Genomic DNA, 18639 nt, shown 5'->3' with positions numbered 1-18639 from the left:
TAAGATTCAAAAACTATATTAAAATCACTTAACCCATAGGAGTTTATTATGCGTACTCTATCTGTTCTCACATTGCTCATTATCCAGCTTCTCATTCCATCTGAAACATTTGCAAAGACAGCCTATCTCAGTTTTGATGATGGTCCCTCAAATATCACACAGGAAATCCTGGATATCCTCAAAGTCCAGGATGTCAAAGCAACCTTTTTTGTAACGGGAACAGCCAGTCCTGGACATATGTATTTATATAAAGATATTGTAAAAAGAGGACACGCTCTTGGATTGCATTCCTATTCTCATAATTATTCCAAAATTTATCGATCGAAGGATACATTTTTCAAAGACATTAATCAGCTGGAAGAATTCCTGAAAAAGGAAGTAGGCGAAAGTCCAAAAATTTTGCGGTTTCCCGGCGGCTCAAATAATTATGTCGCAAAACAATATGCCGGTACTGATTTAATGGATCAATTAAAGACTGAGGTAGTAAAAAGAGGATATAAATATTATGATTGGAACTGTGATGCTAACGATGGATTAAATCCTCCGATTCCAGAAAAAAAATTACTAAAATTAATTATGCAAGGGGTAGATGAAAAAGAAAATCTCTATATCCTCCTGCATGATTTTAACGGTAATACAACAATCGTGGATGGACTTCCGGAAATTATTCGCCGTCTGAAACATAAGGGATATACCTTCAAGATTATGGACGAATCAACACCATCCCTGGAATTTTAATTTTATTAAATGAAGAATATCATAACATACTGGAATTTCTTTATACTTATATCTGGGCATGTAGGCATATGTTGCAGCGCTGCCGGAAGAGTTTTCCCCACGACTATAGTTTACAAAAAAACGCCCTTTTCATTTGGGCGTTTTGTTTTTTATTATTCGACTACAAGGTAATTGCCATGTTCCATATTGATTACGTATTCTGGCTTTGGTGGCTTACCTCCGTGCTCCTTGATTTTCGCTTTATGGCCAGCGATGTGCTCAGGACTCTTTTCCCATGCTTTCCATGCATCTTCTGATTCCCAGCGGATGATCATGACAACTTCCTCTTGCCCACGTGTTGTTTTTTTCACTAACAACTCCCGGCTGATAAAACCTTCACGCTGCTCAATTAACGACGGACCTTGATCTGGCTTCTTTCTGAAGCGTTCCAATACCTTGTCTGAATTTCCCTCTGTCACTATCCACTTACGGATTTGAACAAACATACTTAATCGCCCCTTATTAAAGGAGCATGTCCCACTTGAGACATGCTCCTTGATATGAAGATTATTTTAATTCATTTAAGATTTCATCTAATTTTTCTGCTTCAGTCGTTACACCGTTACTTGAGAAGTACCAGTTAACACCGTCTAAGTAGACAATTTTGCCTTCTTTGTAAGCACTAGTTTTTTTGATAATATCATTTTCAATATCTTTTTTAATTGTTTCTACATCAGAAGCTGTACGGTCGATAATCAATAATACTTCAGGATTGACAGAAAGGATTGACTCATATGAGAAATCAGAACCGTGAGAAGATGCTTCGATATCAGTTGTTGCTGGCTTGAAGCCAAAGTCATTGTAAACATATGCGAAACGGGAATCTTCACCATTGTCGAAACCAGAGATTTTCTTGTCATTATACATCGCTACTAATGCATTTTCATAACCAGCAGCTTTTTCTTTTACTGCATCAACTTTCGCTTGTAATGAAGCTTTCAATTCTTTGCCCTTTTCTTCTTTATCGAAGATTTTAGCTGCTAAATCTACTGTTTCAAATACACCGTCTATGTAGCTTTCGTTGTCAGAACCGATGAAAATAACGTTTGGTGTAATTTCTTTTAATTGTTCATAAAACGGTGTTTGGCGGCCAGAGATGAAAATAACATCCGGCTCAGCAGCTGCTACTGCTTCAAAATCGATTTGCTTTAATGTCCCTACATCGGCAACACCATCAGTAACATATTTTTCTTTTAAGTGCGCTGGCATATTGCCTTTACCGCCGCCTGCAGCCACTCCTACGATTCCTTCAACACCCATTGCATCAAGTGTATCTAAGAATCCATAGTCAAGTGTAACGATACGTTCAGGCATTTTATCTAATGTTACATCTTCAAATGCAGTTTTTTTACCTTCTTCGTCTTCACGAGATTCAGTTAAAGATGGCACTGTCATTGGGAATTGAGAACTTTCAGTAGTTCCCTTTTCTTCTGTTTGTTCAGAAGACTCTCCTGTTGTTGATTCTTCGCCTGTATTACAAGCTGTCAGCGCTAATGTTAACGCTGCCATAGCAGTTAATAACTTCCACTTCTTCATCCTTTGTCTCCTCCTAAAATACGTTGTTTTTTTAATTGAAAACGATTATCATTTTCACTCGACATTCTCATTCTAAATGAGAATCACAAAATATGTCAACAGTTTTGAAGTGTTTGATAATTTTTTTAGCATAGCTGTCAATCAAGCCAAGCATCTTAAATAGCTAGGAGGTGACTCAACATAACAAAGGACCTCAAAATAATCAATTACTTTGAGGTCCTCTGAAAAATTTAGTAAAACTTAACTTAATTAAGATCTTACTGATCTATCTTAAAATATTTACCGGAACACTTCCTCAGAAATTAATGTGAATTAAAGTATACACATATACGACATCCATCTTGCTCTTGTACAGGAATATGCATGTCATATACATCACGCAAGGATTCTGAGTTAATAATCTCATGCGCTGGACCATCCTTTATCAGACGCCCATCCTTTAACGCTACGATGCGATCAGAGTATACAGAAGCAAAGTTGATATCATGCAAGACAATTACAACCGTTTTCCCTAACTCATCTACCAGCTTGCGCAGTATTTTCATAATTTGTACAGAGTGTTTCATATCCAGATTGTTTAATGGCTCATCTAGTAAAATATAATCCGTATCTTGTGCAATAACCATTGAAATAAAGGCACGTTGTTTTTGACCGCCTGATAATTCATCCAACAGCTTATCCTGCATTTCTGTTAGATTTAAATATTCCAGAGCTTGATCGACAATTCGTTCATCCTCTGCATTCAGCCGCCCTTTTGAATATGGATAGCGTCCAAAAGAAACAAGCTCGCGTACAGTTAAACGAATATTCAAGTGATTGGCCTGCCTTAAGATAGCCACCCGCTTTGCAAAAGCATCTGATTTCATTTTCTTAACATCAGTTTGATCTAAAAATACTTCACCTGTATCAGCATCTAAGAGACGGCTCACCATTGATAATAACGTCGATTTACCTGCGCCATTTGGACCAATAAAAGAAGTGATGGCTCGTGGTTGGATTTGCAATGTTACATTTTCAATAACAGATTTTTTCCCAAAGCTTTTAGAAAGCCCTTTAATATCAATCATCCTGCTTTCCTACTTTCCCTTAGTAATAAGTAAATAAAGTAAATCCCACCGACAAAGTTAATGACGACACTAATGGTCGTATTCAATTGGAAAACATGCTGGACAAGAAATTGTCCTCCAACAAGAGCAATGATACTGATCAAGCTTGCTCCAATAATTAATATGGAATGCTTATATGTAGCCAAATATTGATAGGCCAAATTCGCTACAATTAACCCTAAGAATGTAACAGGGCCAACCAGTGCGGTAGAAGTAGCGATTAAAATGGACGATAGAATCAGTACTCTCAGTACGATTTTGTCATAGCTGACACCAAGGTTAATCGCATTATCTCGACCTAGTGATACAACATCTAAATCACGTAATAATCGATATCCGTAGATAAAGGCGGCACATAAAATAACAATAGCAATGCCCAGTAATTCCGTCTTCACGTTCATAAAGCTAGCAAACAAGCGAGCCTGCAAACTTTCATATTCCACAGGATCTATTAGAACCTGCATGAACGTTACCAAACTTCCCAGTAATGTTCCAAGTATCATACCTGCTAATAATAGAAGAAAAATCGGATATTTATCTGCTCTGAATAAAAAACGATACAAGATCAATGCGAATGCTACCATCGCAATGATTGCTACACCAAAGTTTAAGTAACGGCTTACAACGAAGATTGAAGCTGACCCTGCCGTAAAATAAATGACTGTTTGAACAACTTCATACATCGAGTCAATCCCCATAACAGATGGTGTTAACAAACGATTATGTGTGATGGTTTGGAAGATAACAGTTGCATACGCAATTGCCGTTCCGGTAATAACCATAGCAACTATGCGCTCAATACGCTTTGGAAAGGCGTAACTAAAACCGCCCTGAATATTATAGAAAGCAAATAAAGCCATACATCCAATTGCAATAACAGCCAAAATAATTAGCCTTACACTATTTTTTCGCATATGCTTTCCCCCTAAACAACATAATTAAGAAGATCGCACTGCCAATTACTGCAACTGTAGTATTTACAGGTATCTCATATGGATGGACAATCAATCGGCTTAGAATATCACATGCCAATAAGAATGCCGCCCCCATAAATATTGTATGAGGGATTGTTTTACGTAAGTTATCGCCCAGATAAAGAGAAACCAGATTCGGTACAATCAAACCCAAAAACGGAATAATCCCAACCGTTAATATAACTGTTGTAGAAATCACCGATACAATGACAAGACCAATGTTTAACACGGTACGATAACTTAACCCCAAATTTTTTGCGAAATCTTCACCCATACCTGCTACTGTAAATTTATTCGCATATATATAAGCAAAAATAATTGCTGGAACCGCTACATACAACAGTTCATAGCGTCCTGAAACAATCAAGGTAAAGCTCCCCAAGAAAAACGTATCTACATTTTGCAAAACATCCGCTTCATATCCAATGAATGTTGAAATTGCCCCGATGATATTACCGTACATAATCCCGATTAGAGGGACGAATATGACATCTTTAAATTTAATGCGCTCAAGTAAATTCATAAAAATAAATGTACCGATTAATGCGAATGCAAAACTAAATAATATTTGCCCCATATAGGACATATTAGTAAAAAACACCATAGAGACAATGACACCTAGTTTTGCTGCATCTAGCGTACCTGCCGTTGTCGGTGATACAAACTTGTTTCGGCTTAAGCTTTGCATAATTAAGCCCGCAATTCCCATTCCTGCACCAGCTAAAATAATGGCCATTAACCGTGGTAATCGACTCATCAAGAAGATTTGCGTCTTGTCTGATTCCAAATCAAGCAAATCGCTCGGTTTAATATCAATAGCCCCTATAAATAGCGAAATAAAGGATAGGATAATAGTTGCTAATACTAACATCCATAGTCTCATTTGCAATCCCCGTCAAATTAATTTCTCAACAACATTATTGATAATGATAATCACTATTGAGTCGCCTTTAATTATAGTCAATGAAAATAGTAAAATCAACAACTAGCGATAATGATTATCAATGATAAAATGAAAATTTAGGAAAATTGTAACGATTTTAAGCTCCTTAAAAAGCTCTTCTAAAATAATACTCCTTTAAGTAACGATAGCTGTAATGAATCATCAACTATGGTTTTTGTAATGGGAAATTCTAAAAAGCATCCCTACTAATTAAATGGGGATTTCATTTAAACTCCTACTTAAGAATCATTTTTATACGATATCCACATAATTCGTAGTAATCTTATATGTTTTATTGTAATATACATCTATCCAATCAACGGAGGGATCTCATCATGATACAAATTATTAGTTATGGTCTTATCGTCGGACTTCTCTTAGGCTTTGTCTTACAAAGAGGACGTTTTTGTGTTGTCGGAGCATACCGTGACCTTCTTCTCGCTAGGGATGGACGCATGTTTCTCGCAACAATGATCGTTATTTCCATTCAGGCAATTGGTGTATATGCACTTGCAGCTAACGGAATCATCACCATCCAAGCGGATGCATTTCCGTGGTTAGGAACAATCGTTGGTGGATTTATCTTCGGAATTGGCATGGTTCTAGCCGGAGGATGTGCTACTGGCACTTGGTATCGGGCTGGTGAAGGGTTAATTGGGAGCTGGATTGCATTAGGCGGCTATGCACTTAGTGCCGCGATGACAAAGTTTGGGATATTAAGCGCAGTGGGCGGAAATGTACTATCCTATAGAACAAGCGATACGTATATCCATGAAACTTTCAACCTATCTCCATGGGTACTTGTCATTGCTTTTGCATTACTTATTGGCTTTTTCGTATACCGTAACTTAAAACAGCCTAAGCTGCCATCTTTTAACATGAAACAACAGAAAACAGGGATTGCCCATATTTTATTTGAAAAACGCTGGCACCCATTCATCACGGCGCTGCTCGTCGGTCTCATCGCTATTCTTGCATGGCCTTTAAGTGAAGCAACAGGGCGAATGGCCGGTCTTGGGATCACAACTCCAACCGCACAGTTGTTAACATTCTTTGTTAATGGTGATACATCCCTATTAAACTGGGGAGTTTTCCTTGTACTTGGCATCGGCCTTGGATCCTATATTGCCGCTCGCGGCAGCAATGAATTCAAATGGCGCCTTCCGGATAAAAGAACACTTGCATACAATGCTAGCGGTGGACTTATCATGGGGTTTGGTGCATCGCTTGCAGGCGGATGTACCATCGGAAATGGGCTTGTAAATACTGCTCTTTTCACATGGCAGGGCTGGGTTGCTGTTGTCTTCTTCTTATTAGGAACATGGACGGCTACTTACTTTACAATTATTCGAAAACAAAAGAAACAAAAAGCAGGTGCCGGCAATACAGCGGTGGCCTAATTTAATAGGAGGGTATACATTATGGCAAAAGTACTCGAAACAAACGGAATGGTTTGCCCCTTCCCACTAGAAGAGGCGAAAGTGGCAATTGCAGAAATGGCTGTTGGCGAAGAATTAATCATCAATTTTGATTGCACGCAAGGAACAGAAAGCATTCCGCGCTGGGCCGCAAAAGAAGGTCATGCAATTACTAATTTTGAACAAACAGGCAGTGCCGAATGGCAAATCGTCTTGAAAAAAGGCCAATAAATTAAAGAAGGGGCAGTCGCATAAATTTATTAGCGACTGCCCCTTGTTAATTCACCACAAAGTCTCTCCTATTAGCAATGCCTTCAATTGTTCTTTCGGTAACTGTCTTCTGCTCCACTCATCCAATAATCGCTCTAATGCTTCTGGTCCTGTATCATCAGCCAATCGATAGGCACCGTAATGCATAGGGATAAAATAGTCCCCTTTCAATTCTAAAAATGCTTTGATAGCATCTTCAGGATTAATATGAGAGCTTGCCATAAACCATTCAGGCTCATATGCTCCAATTGGCATAAGGACATAATTGAGTTGGAACTTCTCCGCAATATCTTTGAATCCTCTGAAATAACCTGTATCTCCAACAAAATAGACCGTTTCAGATGTATTGACTTTTTCAATCACCCATCCTCCCCAGTGGGAAGTATTCATATCAAAAGCCCCTCGTCTTGTCCAATGCTGCGCAGGAACAAAATGAAAGAATACATCTCCATGTTCGAATGTCTCCCACCAGTTTGCTTCATGAACTTTCCCATACCCTCTTTTTAAGAAAGCTTTCCCTAGACCGATGGGTACATAATAAACCGGGTCACCCTTCAATTTTTGGATGGTCGGGAAATCCAGATGATCATAATGTCCATGAGAAATTAAAACGGCATCGATTGATGGTAGGTCATCTATCTTCAAACCCGGTTCTGTCAGTCGGGTTTGAACACCCATCCGCCTCGCCCAAACTGGGTCAGTCAAAATATTTATCCCTGCCATTTGAATTAAAAAGGTTGAATGGCCAATCCAGGTTATAGAAGTTCGGGATTGATTTCTTTTTAGCTCCTCAATCTGTGGGTTATCAACACGGCTAATTTGAGTTTTTAAATCCTTTTGTTTTCTCCGCCGTTCTTTATTCCACCGATACATATCCAGAAATGTATGATCATTCCCTACGCGATCAAGATTTTCAAATTTTTTCATCATATAGATACAATCCCTCACTCTTCTTTATAAACCCAGTGAAATGTATTTAATCTCTAAATATTCATCTATTCCATAATGGCTTCCTTCTCTGCCCAGTCCACTCTCTTTAAATCCTCCAAAAGGTGCCTGCGCTGTTGAAGGCAACCCATCATTAACTCCAACAATCCCATATTCCAGATTTTCAGCTATCCAAACAGCCTCTCGAATATTATCAGAGAAAACATAAGCAGCCAATCCAAATGGTGTATGATTTGCACGTTCGACTGCTTCTTCAACTTGATCAAACACTGAAATTGGAGCAATTGGGCCAAATGTTTCTTCTTTCATACACAGCATATCATCAGTCGCGCCTGATATAACTGCAGGAGTGATAAAATGTCCTGGCATGTCTTTCTGAATAGTTCCACCCGTAAGAATGGTTGCTCCTTTTTCTTTCGCATCATCGAGGTGAGACCTAACCTTTTTTACGGCCTCCTCATTTATAAGCGGGCCAATAGTATTTCCCTTTACCATCCCATTGCCGACCTTTAATTGTTTGACTTTTTCCGTATATAGATTCGTGAATTCATCCATAACGGATCTTTGGACAAATATCCGATTGGCACATACACATGTCTGGCCGGCATTACGGAATTTGGAATCAATCGCTCCATCAACAGCCCTCTCAATATCTGCATGTTCTGTCACGATAAATGGTGCCAGTCCGCCAAGTTCGAGAGAAATCTTTTTCACTGTATCTGCAGCATCTTTCATTAAAATCTTCCCTACTTCAGTCGAACCGGTGAATGTAATTTTGCGGACTCTTGAATCCTTCTGCCAAACAGACACGATACGCTTTGCATCACCTGTAACAATGTTAATGACTCCGGCAGGGATATCAGCTTTTTCAGCCAACTCAATTAATTTCAAGGCTGTGAATGGTGTTTCTTCAGATGGCTTCAGAACAACCGTACATCCTGCTGCCAGTGCCGGTGCCACTTTTCTCGTAATCATAGCAGCTGGAAAATTCCAGGGCGTAATCGCTGCTATCACCCCGACAGGTTGTTTTTGAACGAATATCCGTTTATTCGGTGAAGATGCCGGGATTGTCTCGCCGTATACACGTCTACCCTCTTCGGCAAACCAGGTAATAAAACTGTTGGCGTAGCGTAATTCCCCTTTCGCCTCTTCAAATGGCTTACCCTGCTCAAGCGTCATAATTTCTGCTAATTCATCTATATGTACATCTATTAACCTGGACCATTCCCGGAGTTTTGTACTCCGCTCCTCTGCAGTTAATTTTGACCATGTCCCTCCACCCTTATAAGCGGCCTCAACCGCATCCTTTGCATCTGATTCCGATCCATTTGGAACGCTTCCTATCACCTTGCATGTAGCTGGATTATATACACTTATTGTATTTTCACTGTCTCTCCATTCTCCATTAATATACATTTGTTGTGGAAAGCATACACTCTTCATCCCACTATTCCCCTCCCTAAAGTAAAAAATATACTATTTACTAGTTTCCCATTCTTTTTTAACTAAAAACAATCATTTGTTTCTCCCTTGCGAATTGAATAAGGAAATAGAGCAAAATCAATAGCAATATCCATATTAATCCATTAAAATGAGAATAAGACAGTTTTTATAATTTTTGGAGGTTATGAGATTGAAGAATCCTCAACGAAAGAAAAAGAAAAAAAAGCCATCCGTTAATACTCGTACAAATATATTACTTTTTGTTGTCTTCCTATTATTTACAGCCTTAATATTACGTTTAGGATTTTTACAGATTGCCCATGGTGAATCCTTCAAAAAAGAAGTCGAAAGAACAGAGGATATTACCGTTAATAAACCAGTCCCACGCGGCCTGATTTATGATAAAAATCATAAATTAATAGTTGATAATCAACCTACCAATGCAATCACCTATACGCGCAGTAAAACAGCAAAAACAAAAGAAATGGTAGAGACAGCCGAGAAACTATCTGAATTAATCATTATAAGTAAAGATGACCTAGAAGATATAAAAGAACGGGATCTCAAAGACTTTTGGATTATTATGAATCCAAAGGCGGCAGGAAAAAAAGTAACAAAAAAAGAGCTTGCGGATAAGAAGGATAAAGAATTATATAAACTTCAGCTCGAGCGTATCACTGAAGAGGAGTTATCTTCATTCACAAAGGCAGAGTTAAAAACTCTCGCTATATTCCGTAAGTTTAACAGCGGAACATATTTGACTCCACAAATTGTTAAGAATAAGGACGTCACCGATGAGGAAATGGCTCGGGTCACTGAGAATCTGGATGAATTACCAGGAGTCGATACCTCAGTCGATTGGAATCGTGAATATCCGTTTGACAGTACTTTAAGATCTATCCTTGGCAGAACAACCTCATCTGATGAAGGTCTTCCAAAGGAAAAAGTCGAATATTATTCTTCCCGTGGATACAGCCTTAACGAGCGTGTTGGTGTTTCAAACCTTGAGCTTCAATATGAAGATATTTTGCATGGCCAAAAAGCCAAGTCAAAAAACAAACTCGATAAAAGCGGAAATATTTTATCTACAGAAGAACTTAGTGACGGTCAACGGGGAAAGGACCTAGTCCTAACACTTGACATAGATTTTCAAAAGAAAGTGGAAACCATTATTGAAGAAGAGTTAAGAGCTAAAAAGGCAGCATATTATGCGCCTTATCTAGATCGAGCATTTGTTGTAGCTATGGATCCTAATACAGGCGAAATATTAGCGTTAGCAGGCAAACAATATGTTTGGGATGATGAAAAAAATAAGTATGAAATGAAGGACTTTGCCCAAGGAACCTATACAACTGCCTATGCCATGGGGTCAGCCGTCAAAGCAGCCACCGTATTAACCGGTTATCAGGAAGGGGTTCTTAGTCCGGGAACCACTCTTTATGATGCACCAATGATAATAAAAGAAACTCCGATAAAAAAATCCTATACAAATATGGGATACGTTTCCGACTTAACTGCCTTACAGCGATCATCCAATGTGTATATGTTTAAAACAGCTATTGCAATTGGTGAAGGTAATTATGTTCCGAATGGACCATTATCTGTTAAACCTGAAGCATTTGATATTATGCGAAATCATTTCTATGAGTTCGGATTGGGTAGACGAACAGGTATCGATTTACCAGGAGAACAAATTGGCTACAAGGGTACAGAATTTGGTGCCGGTAAACTGATGGACTTGGCGATCGGGCAATATGACACATATACTCCGTTGCAGCTTGCCCAATATATCTCTACCATCGCCAATGGTGGATATCGTGTTCAGCCTCGTGTTGTTAAGGAGCTTCGTGAACCAGTACTTGAAAAAGGCCAACTTGGACCAATATTCCAAGAAATTGAACCTAAATTCCAAAACCAATTGAGTATGAACGAAGATTGGATCAATCGTGTTAAAGAAGGGTTACGACTTGTTACCCAAACTTCAAGAGGAACCGGCTCCAGAGAAATGGGTGGAGAAACATATAGACCAGCTGGCAAGACAGGGACAGCAGAAGCCTTCTATGATGGACCAAAATGGACACCAGGAACCGAACAACCGGAAACATGGAATATCACATTTGCTTCATATGCACCACATGATAATCCGGAAATCGCCATAAGTGTTGTCGTACCATGGGCGTATCAATCCAATGGGCATCGGATGAATATGGATATTGGGAGAAAGGTATTTAGAGCCTACTTTGGAATGGAAAAAGAGAAGGAAGTGAATTAAGGAGACATCCCTTACAAAAAGACATGATACAATACATTCTATTTGAGACATCGCCCAACTTTTAGACGAATAAGCTCCTTCTTTATATAGACACATATACTATAGGGAACCAGGTTCAGAAGGAGTGAATGGAATGTCAAATGAATATGATCAACAGAATGTAAACTTCCCAAATGAAATGAGACAACAAAGCTATTATGGCAGTGGTTATGGACATGGACAACACGGTGGCGGCTATGGGCAACATGGTCATTATGGTGGTGGTATGGGCCATCATCAACATCATCATCACGGATATCACGGTGGTATGGGATACCCTCATTATTCAGGCGGAGGATATGGACACTACATGCCTTACCATCATGGCCATCATCACGGATATGGCGGAGGTCACGGATTCCCACACCACGGCTGGCAGGGACAGCAATGGGGCCAAGGACAGCAGTGGGGCCAAGGATGGGGTCAAGGGCAATCAGGTTATGGAGGTTTTTCATCTCAAGGCCGCGACCCCTATTCCTATGAGGAATTTGACATGGACCCATCACAATATACAAACCCATATTACCAATATTAATAGATGTAACACACAGATTTATCCAATCTGTGTGTTTTTTTCGTAAAATTTATCCAGGTTAACTTCACGCATTCAAGGGTAAAAACCTTCAATAAGCTTATTAAGTACTTAGAAAGGAATTTTTCTGATGAAAGAGCTCTCGATAACTGAAAAACAGGTTTCCAGTGCCAACTTCCAATTTGTATTCCCGTTTTCTCTCATACGCGGAAAGGAAGATGATTTGGTCGAGAAATTGAAAAAAAATCATTTTAAATGGTTTAGACTGGATAACCTAGAAAAAGAAGACGATTTCTATGGCAGGTTTGAAATAGATCACGAGAACATGGAGAATTTTTTCCTTCCTTTTACAAATCGAATTTTGTTTCCTAAAAAGGAGGATGGGAAAGGATTTCAACGGTATTCCAGAATGTATCAGGTTTCTGGTACCTTACAAACAAAGTATTGCAACACAAGGTTTGTAGTTGAATCCATTGATATAACCGTGTGTCCATATCAATTAGGTTTTTTAACTATACGTGTTCATTTGGATGACCAAGATCAATCATTGGATCTTTCTGAAGTCATTCATTTTGCTTCAGAATTCAGAATCATGGAACAAAATAATCCTACTTCCAAAATAATCTACGAAAATCAGGAGTTCGACCATGTTGAGCGGTTTTTACTAGATTGTCTCATGCCTGAGATAAAAAAATATATGGATGATAGCACTGAAGATAATGCGTACTTTGAATCCTTCCCATTTTTTGAAAATAATCATTTATACGTCCAGTCCTTGATTGGATTGGTACCTGATGAAAAAATTGAGGATTACGATGTTTACCGATTAGGTAATCTGGATGGATATTCTCAAAATAAAAAGCCATATATCAGTTGCAATAATCAACAATTTATTGATCAATATATGGAGTCGATCGTTTATACCCGTTGGGCACCGTTTACTTATTACATACCCGATGAGCAGGGAATTGCTTGTATAACCAATCGTACAAATGAAGCATTTAATAATATTGCCAGTACTTTTTATGGCGAATACTATTACGGATTAATGCTCACTTTATTTCATAAAATCACCTTGCTTAAGGTGGCAAACGAATATTCACGTGTAAGAATTTCACAGGATACAAAACAAGTAGAAAAATTAATTCATGCCATCAATGCCTTCTCATCCAATTATTATTTCTTCGAACTGGCAACCAACTCGAAGGGCCGTGATATTTTTATCCGGCTAAGAGAAAGGTTTAAGGTAGACGATTTATTTGAGGATACTCGTGCAACGCTGCAAAGTTTAAATCAATATCAAGAAAATTTCACATCCAAGCAAGGCAATATGCTTTTACAAATTTTAACTCTCTATTCTGTCATAACAGGAATATTCGGAATGAATCTAGTATCAGAACAGCTTAAAGGGAATATTAATTGGTCCAGTTTATTATCGAGTTATAATCGGCTCGAATACTTAGCATTATTTGTAACACTAACCGGTGTATTTATCTCCATTATCTTAGGACTTAGATTTATTTTTTTATGGATAATAGATAAAAGGGACCGTAAAAAATGGAGAAAGGAAATTGAATATCCAAATACAAAATAAATTTTATACCAGATAAACCTCCGTTTACATCAATGCAAACGGAGGTTTTTTTATACTCTCGCTCTCTAACTAAAACATAAAGATTTAACTTCAGATTAACCCATGAATCAAAGGCCTGATTTACCTACTGTAACTTTTGGACGACCAATTTGCGATCAAGTATTGCAACGATTTATAATCCAGCAGACCTGCAATCAATTGAATAATATTCCTTAGTTAACTAATACTAACGTTTATCAATTAAGGTTTAGGTGATAGATATGAATTTCTTTAAAAAGAGAACGGAAAGTCAAACTAACGAACAAGAACAATCAAACGAGGCATCTGCTCCAGATATACGGAGCTTACAAACAACCTGTCATGTAGAAGATAATATTGAAAAACTGAAAACAGCCTTCTCTAGTACACAAGATTTTGATACTCGTTATTTCTCAAATGGTGATCAAAAATATGGCTTGGCATTCATCAGGACAATCGTTAAAAAGGATATTATCGATCACTTTTTGATAGAACCATTAGTGGTTAACTCTTCACTCATCCCTGCTAACCTACCGGTGGCACATGTGTCTGCCTATACTTCTTTTAACGATATTATCAGTAATATGTTGGAGGGAAATATTGCTCTGTTTAAAGATGGCGATACAACCTGCTATTTAGTTGAAGCAGCAAATTTTAAGACACGCTCTATTGAGGAACCTGCATCGGAACAAAGTATACGTGGTTCTCATGAAGGGTTTGTAGAGAAAATTGAAGATAATTTAAATCTGATAAGAAAAAGGGTCAAAACGGAGAACTTGGTGGTTAAAACAAAAACACTGGGTTCAAATCCAAAGGCTACAGCCGCTCTTGTTTATATAAAAGGAAAAGCAGACCCGGCGGTTCTAGAAAAAATAGAAAAAAAATTAGATTCTATCCACATTGATAAGGCCATCAATACGGAAGTTATTCAAAATTATATAGAAGATTATGTTTACTCACCGTTTCCTCAAATCTTAAATACAGAAAAACCCAATCGGGTTGCAAATCACTTATCAATGGGTACCATTGGCTTAATGACTGAAGGAAGCTCCACTGTCTTCCTGATGCCAGTTACATTCTTTTCTTTTTTCCATGCAGCTGATGATATTGAAAGTCGGTTTTATATAAGTTCATTCGAAAGACTTTTACGCCTGTTTGCTTTATTTCTAGCTATTACCTTGCCATCCTTTTATATCGCGCTTGTATCATTTGATTTTGAGATTATTCCATTAAACCTTGTCGCTAATGTTAAAGGGTCATTGGAGAATATTCCCTACTCTCCTTTAATTGAGGCTCTTATTATGGTGGTCATCTTGGAGCTTCTTAAGGAATCCGCCATCCGTTTACCCAGTTCCGTTTCACCAACGATTGGTGTGGTAGGTGCTTTGGTCATAGGTACGGCAATTGTTCAGGCTAACCTGGTTTCTAATACGATGTTAATCGTGATTGCGATTACAGCCATTTCGGCATTTACTATTCCAAATCAGGAAGTCGCACAAATGATACGTATTCTAAACATCCCACTCATCATCATAACTTATATTTTTGGCTTAGTTGGAATAGCGATTGGATTCACTTTAATTATCTATCATTTATGTGAATTAGAATCTATGGGAAAACCTTATTTAGCACCGGTCGCGCCGTTTAATTTTAAAAGCTTGTCGAAAATGCTATTCAAAATACCATTTAAGAAGGAGAGTTAAATGGACTATGATGGCTTCTAATAAAAAGTTATTATCTGCTCACCAGTTATACTTTTTAACCGTACAATCCGTTAGCTCTGTCATGATTTTTGCCATTCCTTATCTCGTTAATGAGCATAGTAAACATAATGCCTGGATATCTGCCATCATCACTTTAATCTTCTTTCAACTAATTGGCTGGGTCATCTTTTCATTGCATAAACGATTACCGGATAAGAATTTATTCCAAATGACAGAGATATTAACAAGCAAATGGATCGGAAAAATAATGAATTGGCTGTATATCATCTATTTCATTGGCCTTGCTACCTATACGGTTTTATATTTTACGTATTTATCAAAGGAATGGACACTGCCTGTCACACCGCTATTTGTTGTTTACCTAATCTTTATTTTAATGGGACTCTATATAGCCAAAGGGACGATAACTACACTCGCGCGGTTCAGCGGCATAACATTACTGGCGTTAACAGGCTTTCTCCTGTTCTCTATTTCTTTTGCCATTCCTAAAATGCATCTTTTATTTCTACTGCCAGTTGGGGATGTTCCAGTTACTAAAATTTTGAATGGTTCATATCATATGGGGATTGGTTATGCAGGCCTAAGTTCATTACTTGTATTATTACCACTTCTTCAAGACAAGTTAAAAACAAAAAAAAGAGTAATTACTTTTTCAATCCTGACTATTTCATTGATTTATCTTTTTTTATTAGTAGTCTGTCTTGCCCATTTCGGTACATATGCATTAGGTCTAGTTCCAATTCCAGTTCTCTATTTACTAAAAATATTGACCGTACTTAGCATTTTTGAACGGATGGATTTGATTATAATGTGCGCCTGGATTGCTCCAATGCTCGTTTCCTATGTCCTATATATTTTTATGGCAGGAATAGGAATATCAGAAAATACTCGATTCAAGAACAAAAAAATGATTGTATTGGTTATTACTTTGATAATCTCATTTCTATGTGTTCTTTTTCCGGAAGCGCAGGATAACATGATTCGTCTTAATAATTATTTGCTACCCTTTACTTATTTGTTCATGATAGGTTTTCCCATTCTTCTACTGGCTATTGCTATGATTCGAAAAATAAATGAAAGTCATCAAGATCAGGCAGGTGATTGATCCGTGAAACTATTAAAGATAGGTTTAATATTATCCATATTGATTGCTACCACAGGATGCTGGGACCAAAATTTTTTATCTAAAACTTCTCTGGCATTCAGTTTAGGTTTTGACAAAGCTAAAGGCCCGGAATCACTGGAATTAATTACAATTATCCGTGCATTAAAGCCTGCAGGCGGGGGACAAATAGAACCCTATAATACAAGTTATAATGTAAAGGGAGCATCTCCATTAATTTTAAGGGAAAAAATGAATCAAATTACGCCCGGCGAATTCTCAATAAATAAATTAAGTAATGTTTTAATAGGCGAGGAATTGGCGAAAACAGATATTTATCCCCTGCTGGATGTGTTATATCGTGATGCAAAAAGTAATGTAAACGCAAAAGTCTTGATTACAAAAGGAAAATCACGAGACATTTTAAAAGACGAGTATATTAAGGGCACTTTAATTAGTAGAGCCTTACAAGAGTTACTCGACAGTGCAGAAGACCATTCCATTATTCCAGAGCAATCATTAGCTACGATTATGCCTGCCATGTTTGATCCAGGTCAGGATTTTGTCGTTCCCTATGTAGAAAAACTTAAGGGTGGCCTGGTAAAAGTAAAGGGAGTAGCTTTATTCGATAAATTAAGGTATACCGGAAAAAATTTAATTGGGGAGGACTCTTCTTTATACTTATTAATGGTTGGCAAAGAAGGAACCTATACTCAATTTACAATAAATAATCCGGAGAAAAAAAATGAAATTGATGAAAAGGTTAGCTTTTTTATTCGAAAAAACACACATAAAATAAAATTAAAAATTAAGGACTCTAAACCGGTCTATTCGGTTTCCTTAAACTTAAGGGTTTCTGTAGCTGAATATACAAAGGGATTGCTCGAAGATGACGAAATTAAAACCCTTGAAGAGCATATATCCAAGGACTTGACGAAACAAGCTAAAAAAGTAACTGATACGTTAGTGAAAAGCAATTGCGATGCACTCGCGCTTGGCCGTAAGCTGATGGTTAAGGATCCAAAATTGTTTGATGAGTATAAGAAGAATGGAATGTTAGATTTAAAAAAAGTCGAGATTAACCCAACTGTTAAAATAAAAGTTGTGGACAATGGAATTTTAGATTGAAATAGATTTTTATAAGAGCGAGGAAGATGTATGAATACTGCTCAATATATTTTCAATAAACTTCATTTAGTTGCTCGTCTGATTATTATTATCGTTGGCATTATTCTGGTCTATGGAATCCTTATGCATCTGATTGAGCCTGAAACATTTTCCAATATTGGGGAGGGAATATGGTTTACCATTGAATCAATTACAACTGTGGGGTATGGAGAAATTGTACCCAAAACTCTTATAGGGAGATTAACTGCCAGTACATTAATCTTAATTGGTGCAGCATTTGTTTCTTACTACTACGCATCTATGTCATCCTATGTGATTAAACGGCAGACAGCCCTGCAGCTTGGTTCTGCCATCTATACAAAGCGTAAGCATCTTATTATAGTTGGTTGGAATGAATGTACTAAAATGCTAATCGATACATGGCATAAGGAGAATCCACGAAGAAATATAGTCATCATAGACGAGACATTAGAATCTCATCCAATGCCAGACACTCATATCTTTTTTTTGAAAAATGACAGTACAAATGAACAGACATGGATTCATGCAAATGTAACCGAAAGTGAATTCATCATTTTAACAGCAGATCGCTCGAAAACTGAACGTGCTTCTGATTTGCATGTCATCGCTTCTTTACTGTGTATTAAAGGCCTTTATCCAGAAGCCACTTGTATCTGTGAAATAATGGCTCCCTTTCAAATGAAAAACGCCAAACGGGCTGGTGCAGATCGTATTATTGCGACTAACACGATTATTAGCCAATCCATTATAAAAACAGTAGAACAAGAGCCGTTCTAAAAGATAAATTTATTTAG

17 protein-coding genes are annotated in these 18639 nt (G+C 37.7%); 10 read left to right on the top strand and 7 right to left on the bottom strand.

Going from position 1 to position 18639, the window contains the following annotated elements:
• Positions 1 to 48 precede the first annotated feature (48 nt).
• A complete protein-coding gene (locus AC4D4B_RS05270) occupies positions 49 to 738 on the top strand; it encodes a polysaccharide deacetylase family protein (protein WP_490999345.1) in 690 nt (229 codons plus the stop codon).
• A gap of 152 nt (positions 739 to 890) precedes the next feature.
• Here the strand turns inward: AC4D4B_RS05270 and AC4D4B_RS05265 are convergent, their stop codons facing one another.
• From AC4D4B_RS05265 to AC4D4B_RS05245, 5 genes are all read right to left on the bottom strand, one after another.
• A complete protein-coding gene (locus tag AC4D4B_RS05265; RefSeq protein WP_490997107.1) occupies positions 891 to 1223 on the bottom strand; it encodes an antibiotic biosynthesis monooxygenase family protein in 333 nt (110 codons plus the stop codon).
• A gap of 61 nt (positions 1224 to 1284) precedes the next feature.
• Positions 1285 to 2313, bottom strand: coding sequence for a siderophore ABC transporter substrate-binding protein (locus AC4D4B_RS05260; RefSeq protein WP_490999344.1), 1029 nt, complete (start codon positions 2311 to 2313; stop codon positions 1285 to 1287).
• A 302-nt stretch (positions 2314 to 2615) separates the two neighbouring features.
• Complete coding sequence (locus tag AC4D4B_RS05255; protein ID WP_490997109.1) at positions 2616 to 3380, bottom strand: iron ABC transporter ATP-binding protein; 765 nt, start codon at positions 3378 to 3380, stop codon at positions 2616 to 2618.
• Positions 3377 to 4333, bottom strand: a complete 957-nt coding sequence (locus AC4D4B_RS05250; RefSeq protein WP_490999343.1) for an iron chelate uptake ABC transporter family permease subunit — start codon at positions 4331 to 4333, stop codon at positions 3377 to 3379. Before AC4D4B_RS05250 ends, AC4D4B_RS05255 begins: the two co-directional genes overlap by 4 nt.
• Entirely contained in the window at positions 4320 to 5276 is a 957-nt protein-coding gene (locus tag AC4D4B_RS05245) for an ABC transporter permease (protein ID WP_490997111.1), read from the bottom strand. The genes AC4D4B_RS05250 and AC4D4B_RS05245 overlap by 14 nt, the downstream gene beginning before the upstream one ends.
• 395 nt (positions 5277 to 5671) lie before the next feature.
• Between AC4D4B_RS05245 and AC4D4B_RS05240 the strand changes: the two genes are divergently transcribed.
• Together AC4D4B_RS05240 and AC4D4B_RS05235 are read left to right on the top strand one after the other, a co-directional pair.
• Positions 5672 to 6736, top strand: a complete 1065-nt coding sequence (locus AC4D4B_RS05240; protein WP_490999342.1) for a YeeE/YedE thiosulfate transporter family protein — start codon at positions 5672 to 5674, stop codon at positions 6734 to 6736.
• Positions 6737 to 6757: 21 nt separating this feature from the next.
• Positions 6758 to 6985, top strand: coding sequence for a sulfurtransferase TusA family protein (locus AC4D4B_RS05235; protein WP_490999341.1), 228 nt, complete (start codon positions 6758 to 6760; stop codon positions 6983 to 6985).
• Positions 6986 to 7036: 51 nt separating this feature from the next.
• Here AC4D4B_RS05235 and AC4D4B_RS05230 read toward each other — a convergent pair whose 3' ends face one another.
• Together AC4D4B_RS05230 and AC4D4B_RS05225 are read right to left on the bottom strand one after the other, a co-directional pair.
• Positions 7037 to 7954 (bottom strand): MBL fold metallo-hydrolase, encoded by a 918-nt coding sequence (locus AC4D4B_RS05230; protein WP_490997114.1) that lies wholly within the window; start codon positions 7952 to 7954, stop codon positions 7037 to 7039.
• Positions 7955 to 7978: 24 nt separating this feature from the next.
• Positions 7979 to 9415, bottom strand: a complete 1437-nt coding sequence (locus AC4D4B_RS05225) for an NAD-dependent succinate-semialdehyde dehydrogenase (RefSeq protein ID WP_490999340.1) — start codon at positions 9413 to 9415, stop codon at positions 7979 to 7981.
• Between the two features lie 190 nt (positions 9416 to 9605).
• On the opposite strand from AC4D4B_RS05225, the gene AC4D4B_RS05220 reads away from it, so the two are divergent.
• The 7 genes from AC4D4B_RS05220 (at position 9606) to AC4D4B_RS05190 (ending at position 18622) form a co-directional block, all read left to right on the top strand.
• Positions 9606 to 11687 carry a peptidoglycan D,D-transpeptidase FtsI family protein gene (locus AC4D4B_RS05220; protein WP_490999339.1) on the top strand — a complete coding sequence of 694 codons (2082 nt, stop codon included), beginning with the start codon at positions 9606 to 9608 and terminating at the stop codon, positions 11685 to 11687.
• A gap of 133 nt (positions 11688 to 11820) precedes the next feature.
• Positions 11821 to 12261: a hypothetical protein gene (locus AC4D4B_RS05215; RefSeq protein WP_490997117.1), complete on the top strand. Its 441-nt coding sequence runs from the start codon at positions 11821 to 11823 to the stop codon at positions 12259 to 12261.
• A 127-nt stretch (positions 12262 to 12388) separates the two neighbouring features.
• Positions 12389 to 13852 (top strand): hypothetical protein, encoded by a 1464-nt coding sequence (locus tag AC4D4B_RS05210; protein ID WP_490999338.1) that lies wholly within the window; start codon positions 12389 to 12391, stop codon positions 13850 to 13852.
• Between the two features lie 260 nt (positions 13853 to 14112).
• Positions 14113 to 15573 carry a spore germination protein gene (locus AC4D4B_RS05205; RefSeq protein WP_490997119.1) on the top strand — a complete coding sequence of 487 codons (1461 nt, stop codon included), beginning with the start codon at positions 14113 to 14115 and terminating at the stop codon, positions 15571 to 15573.
• 10 nt (positions 15574 to 15583) lie between these two features.
• Complete coding sequence (locus AC4D4B_RS05200) at positions 15584 to 16699, top strand: GerAB/ArcD/ProY family transporter (RefSeq protein ID WP_490999337.1); 1116 nt, start codon at positions 15584 to 15586, stop codon at positions 16697 to 16699.
• Between the two features lie 3 nt (positions 16700 to 16702).
• Positions 16703 to 17824: a Ger(x)C family spore germination protein gene (locus AC4D4B_RS05195; protein WP_490997121.1), complete on the top strand. Its 1122-nt coding sequence runs from the start codon at positions 16703 to 16705 to the stop codon at positions 17822 to 17824.
• Positions 17825 to 17854: 30 nt separating this feature from the next.
• Positions 17855 to 18622, top strand: a complete 768-nt coding sequence (locus AC4D4B_RS05190; protein WP_490997122.1) for a potassium channel family protein — start codon at positions 17855 to 17857, stop codon at positions 18620 to 18622.
• The last annotated feature ends 17 nt before the right edge of the window (positions 18623 to 18639 follow it).

It is taken from the genome of Pradoshia sp. Z6_59 (genome assembly GCF_058267515.1).
Note: the sequence above shows the minus strand (reverse complement) of the source record. Positions and strands in the feature narration are given on the sequence as shown.

What these genes read in the sequence shown, in the direction of transcription:
- AC4D4B_RS05270 (WP_490999345.1), top strand. Translation starts at nt 49, where the DNA reads ATGCGTACTCTATCTGTTCTCACATTGCTCATTATCCAGCTTCTCATT.
- AC4D4B_RS05265 (WP_490997107.1), bottom strand. Translation starts at nt 1,223, where the DNA reads ATGTTTGTTCAAATCCGTAAGTGGATAGTGACAGAGGGAAATTCAGAC.
- AC4D4B_RS05260 (WP_490999344.1), bottom strand. Translation starts at nt 2,313, where the DNA reads ATGAAGAAGTGGAAGTTATTAACTGCTATGGCAGCGTTAACATTAGCG.
- AC4D4B_RS05255 (WP_490997109.1), bottom strand. Translation starts at nt 3,380, where the DNA reads ATGATTGATATTAAAGGGCTTTCTAAAAGCTTTGGGAAAAAATCTGTT.
- AC4D4B_RS05250 (WP_490999343.1), bottom strand. Translation starts at nt 4,333, where the DNA reads ATGCGAAAAAATAGTGTAAGGCTAATTATTTTGGCTGTTATTGCAATT.
- AC4D4B_RS05245 (WP_490997111.1), bottom strand. Translation starts at nt 5,276, where the DNA reads ATGAGACTATGGATGTTAGTATTAGCAACTATTATCCTATCCTTTATT.
- AC4D4B_RS05240 (WP_490999342.1), top strand. Translation starts at nt 5,672, where the DNA reads ATGATACAAATTATTAGTTATGGTCTTATCGTCGGACTTCTCTTAGGC.
- AC4D4B_RS05235 (WP_490999341.1), top strand. Translation starts at nt 6,758, where the DNA reads ATGGCAAAAGTACTCGAAACAAACGGAATGGTTTGCCCCTTCCCACTA.
- AC4D4B_RS05230 (WP_490997114.1), bottom strand. Translation starts at nt 7,954, where the DNA reads ATGATGAAAAAATTTGAAAATCTTGATCGCGTAGGGAATGATCATACA.
- AC4D4B_RS05225 (WP_490999340.1), bottom strand. Translation starts at nt 9,415, where the DNA reads ATGAAGAGTGTATGCTTTCCACAACAAATGTATATTAATGGAGAATGG.
- AC4D4B_RS05215 (WP_490997117.1), top strand. Translation starts at nt 11,821, where the DNA reads ATGTCAAATGAATATGATCAACAGAATGTAAACTTCCCAAATGAAATG.
- AC4D4B_RS05210 (WP_490999338.1), top strand. Translation starts at nt 12,389, where the DNA reads ATGAAAGAGCTCTCGATAACTGAAAAACAGGTTTCCAGTGCCAACTTC.
- AC4D4B_RS05205 (WP_490997119.1), top strand. Translation starts at nt 14,113, where the DNA reads ATGAATTTCTTTAAAAAGAGAACGGAAAGTCAAACTAACGAACAAGAA.
- AC4D4B_RS05200 (WP_490999337.1), top strand. Translation starts at nt 15,584, where the DNA reads ATGGCTTCTAATAAAAAGTTATTATCTGCTCACCAGTTATACTTTTTA.
- AC4D4B_RS05190 (WP_490997122.1), top strand. Translation starts at nt 17,855, where the DNA reads ATGAATACTGCTCAATATATTTTCAATAAACTTCATTTAGTTGCTCGT.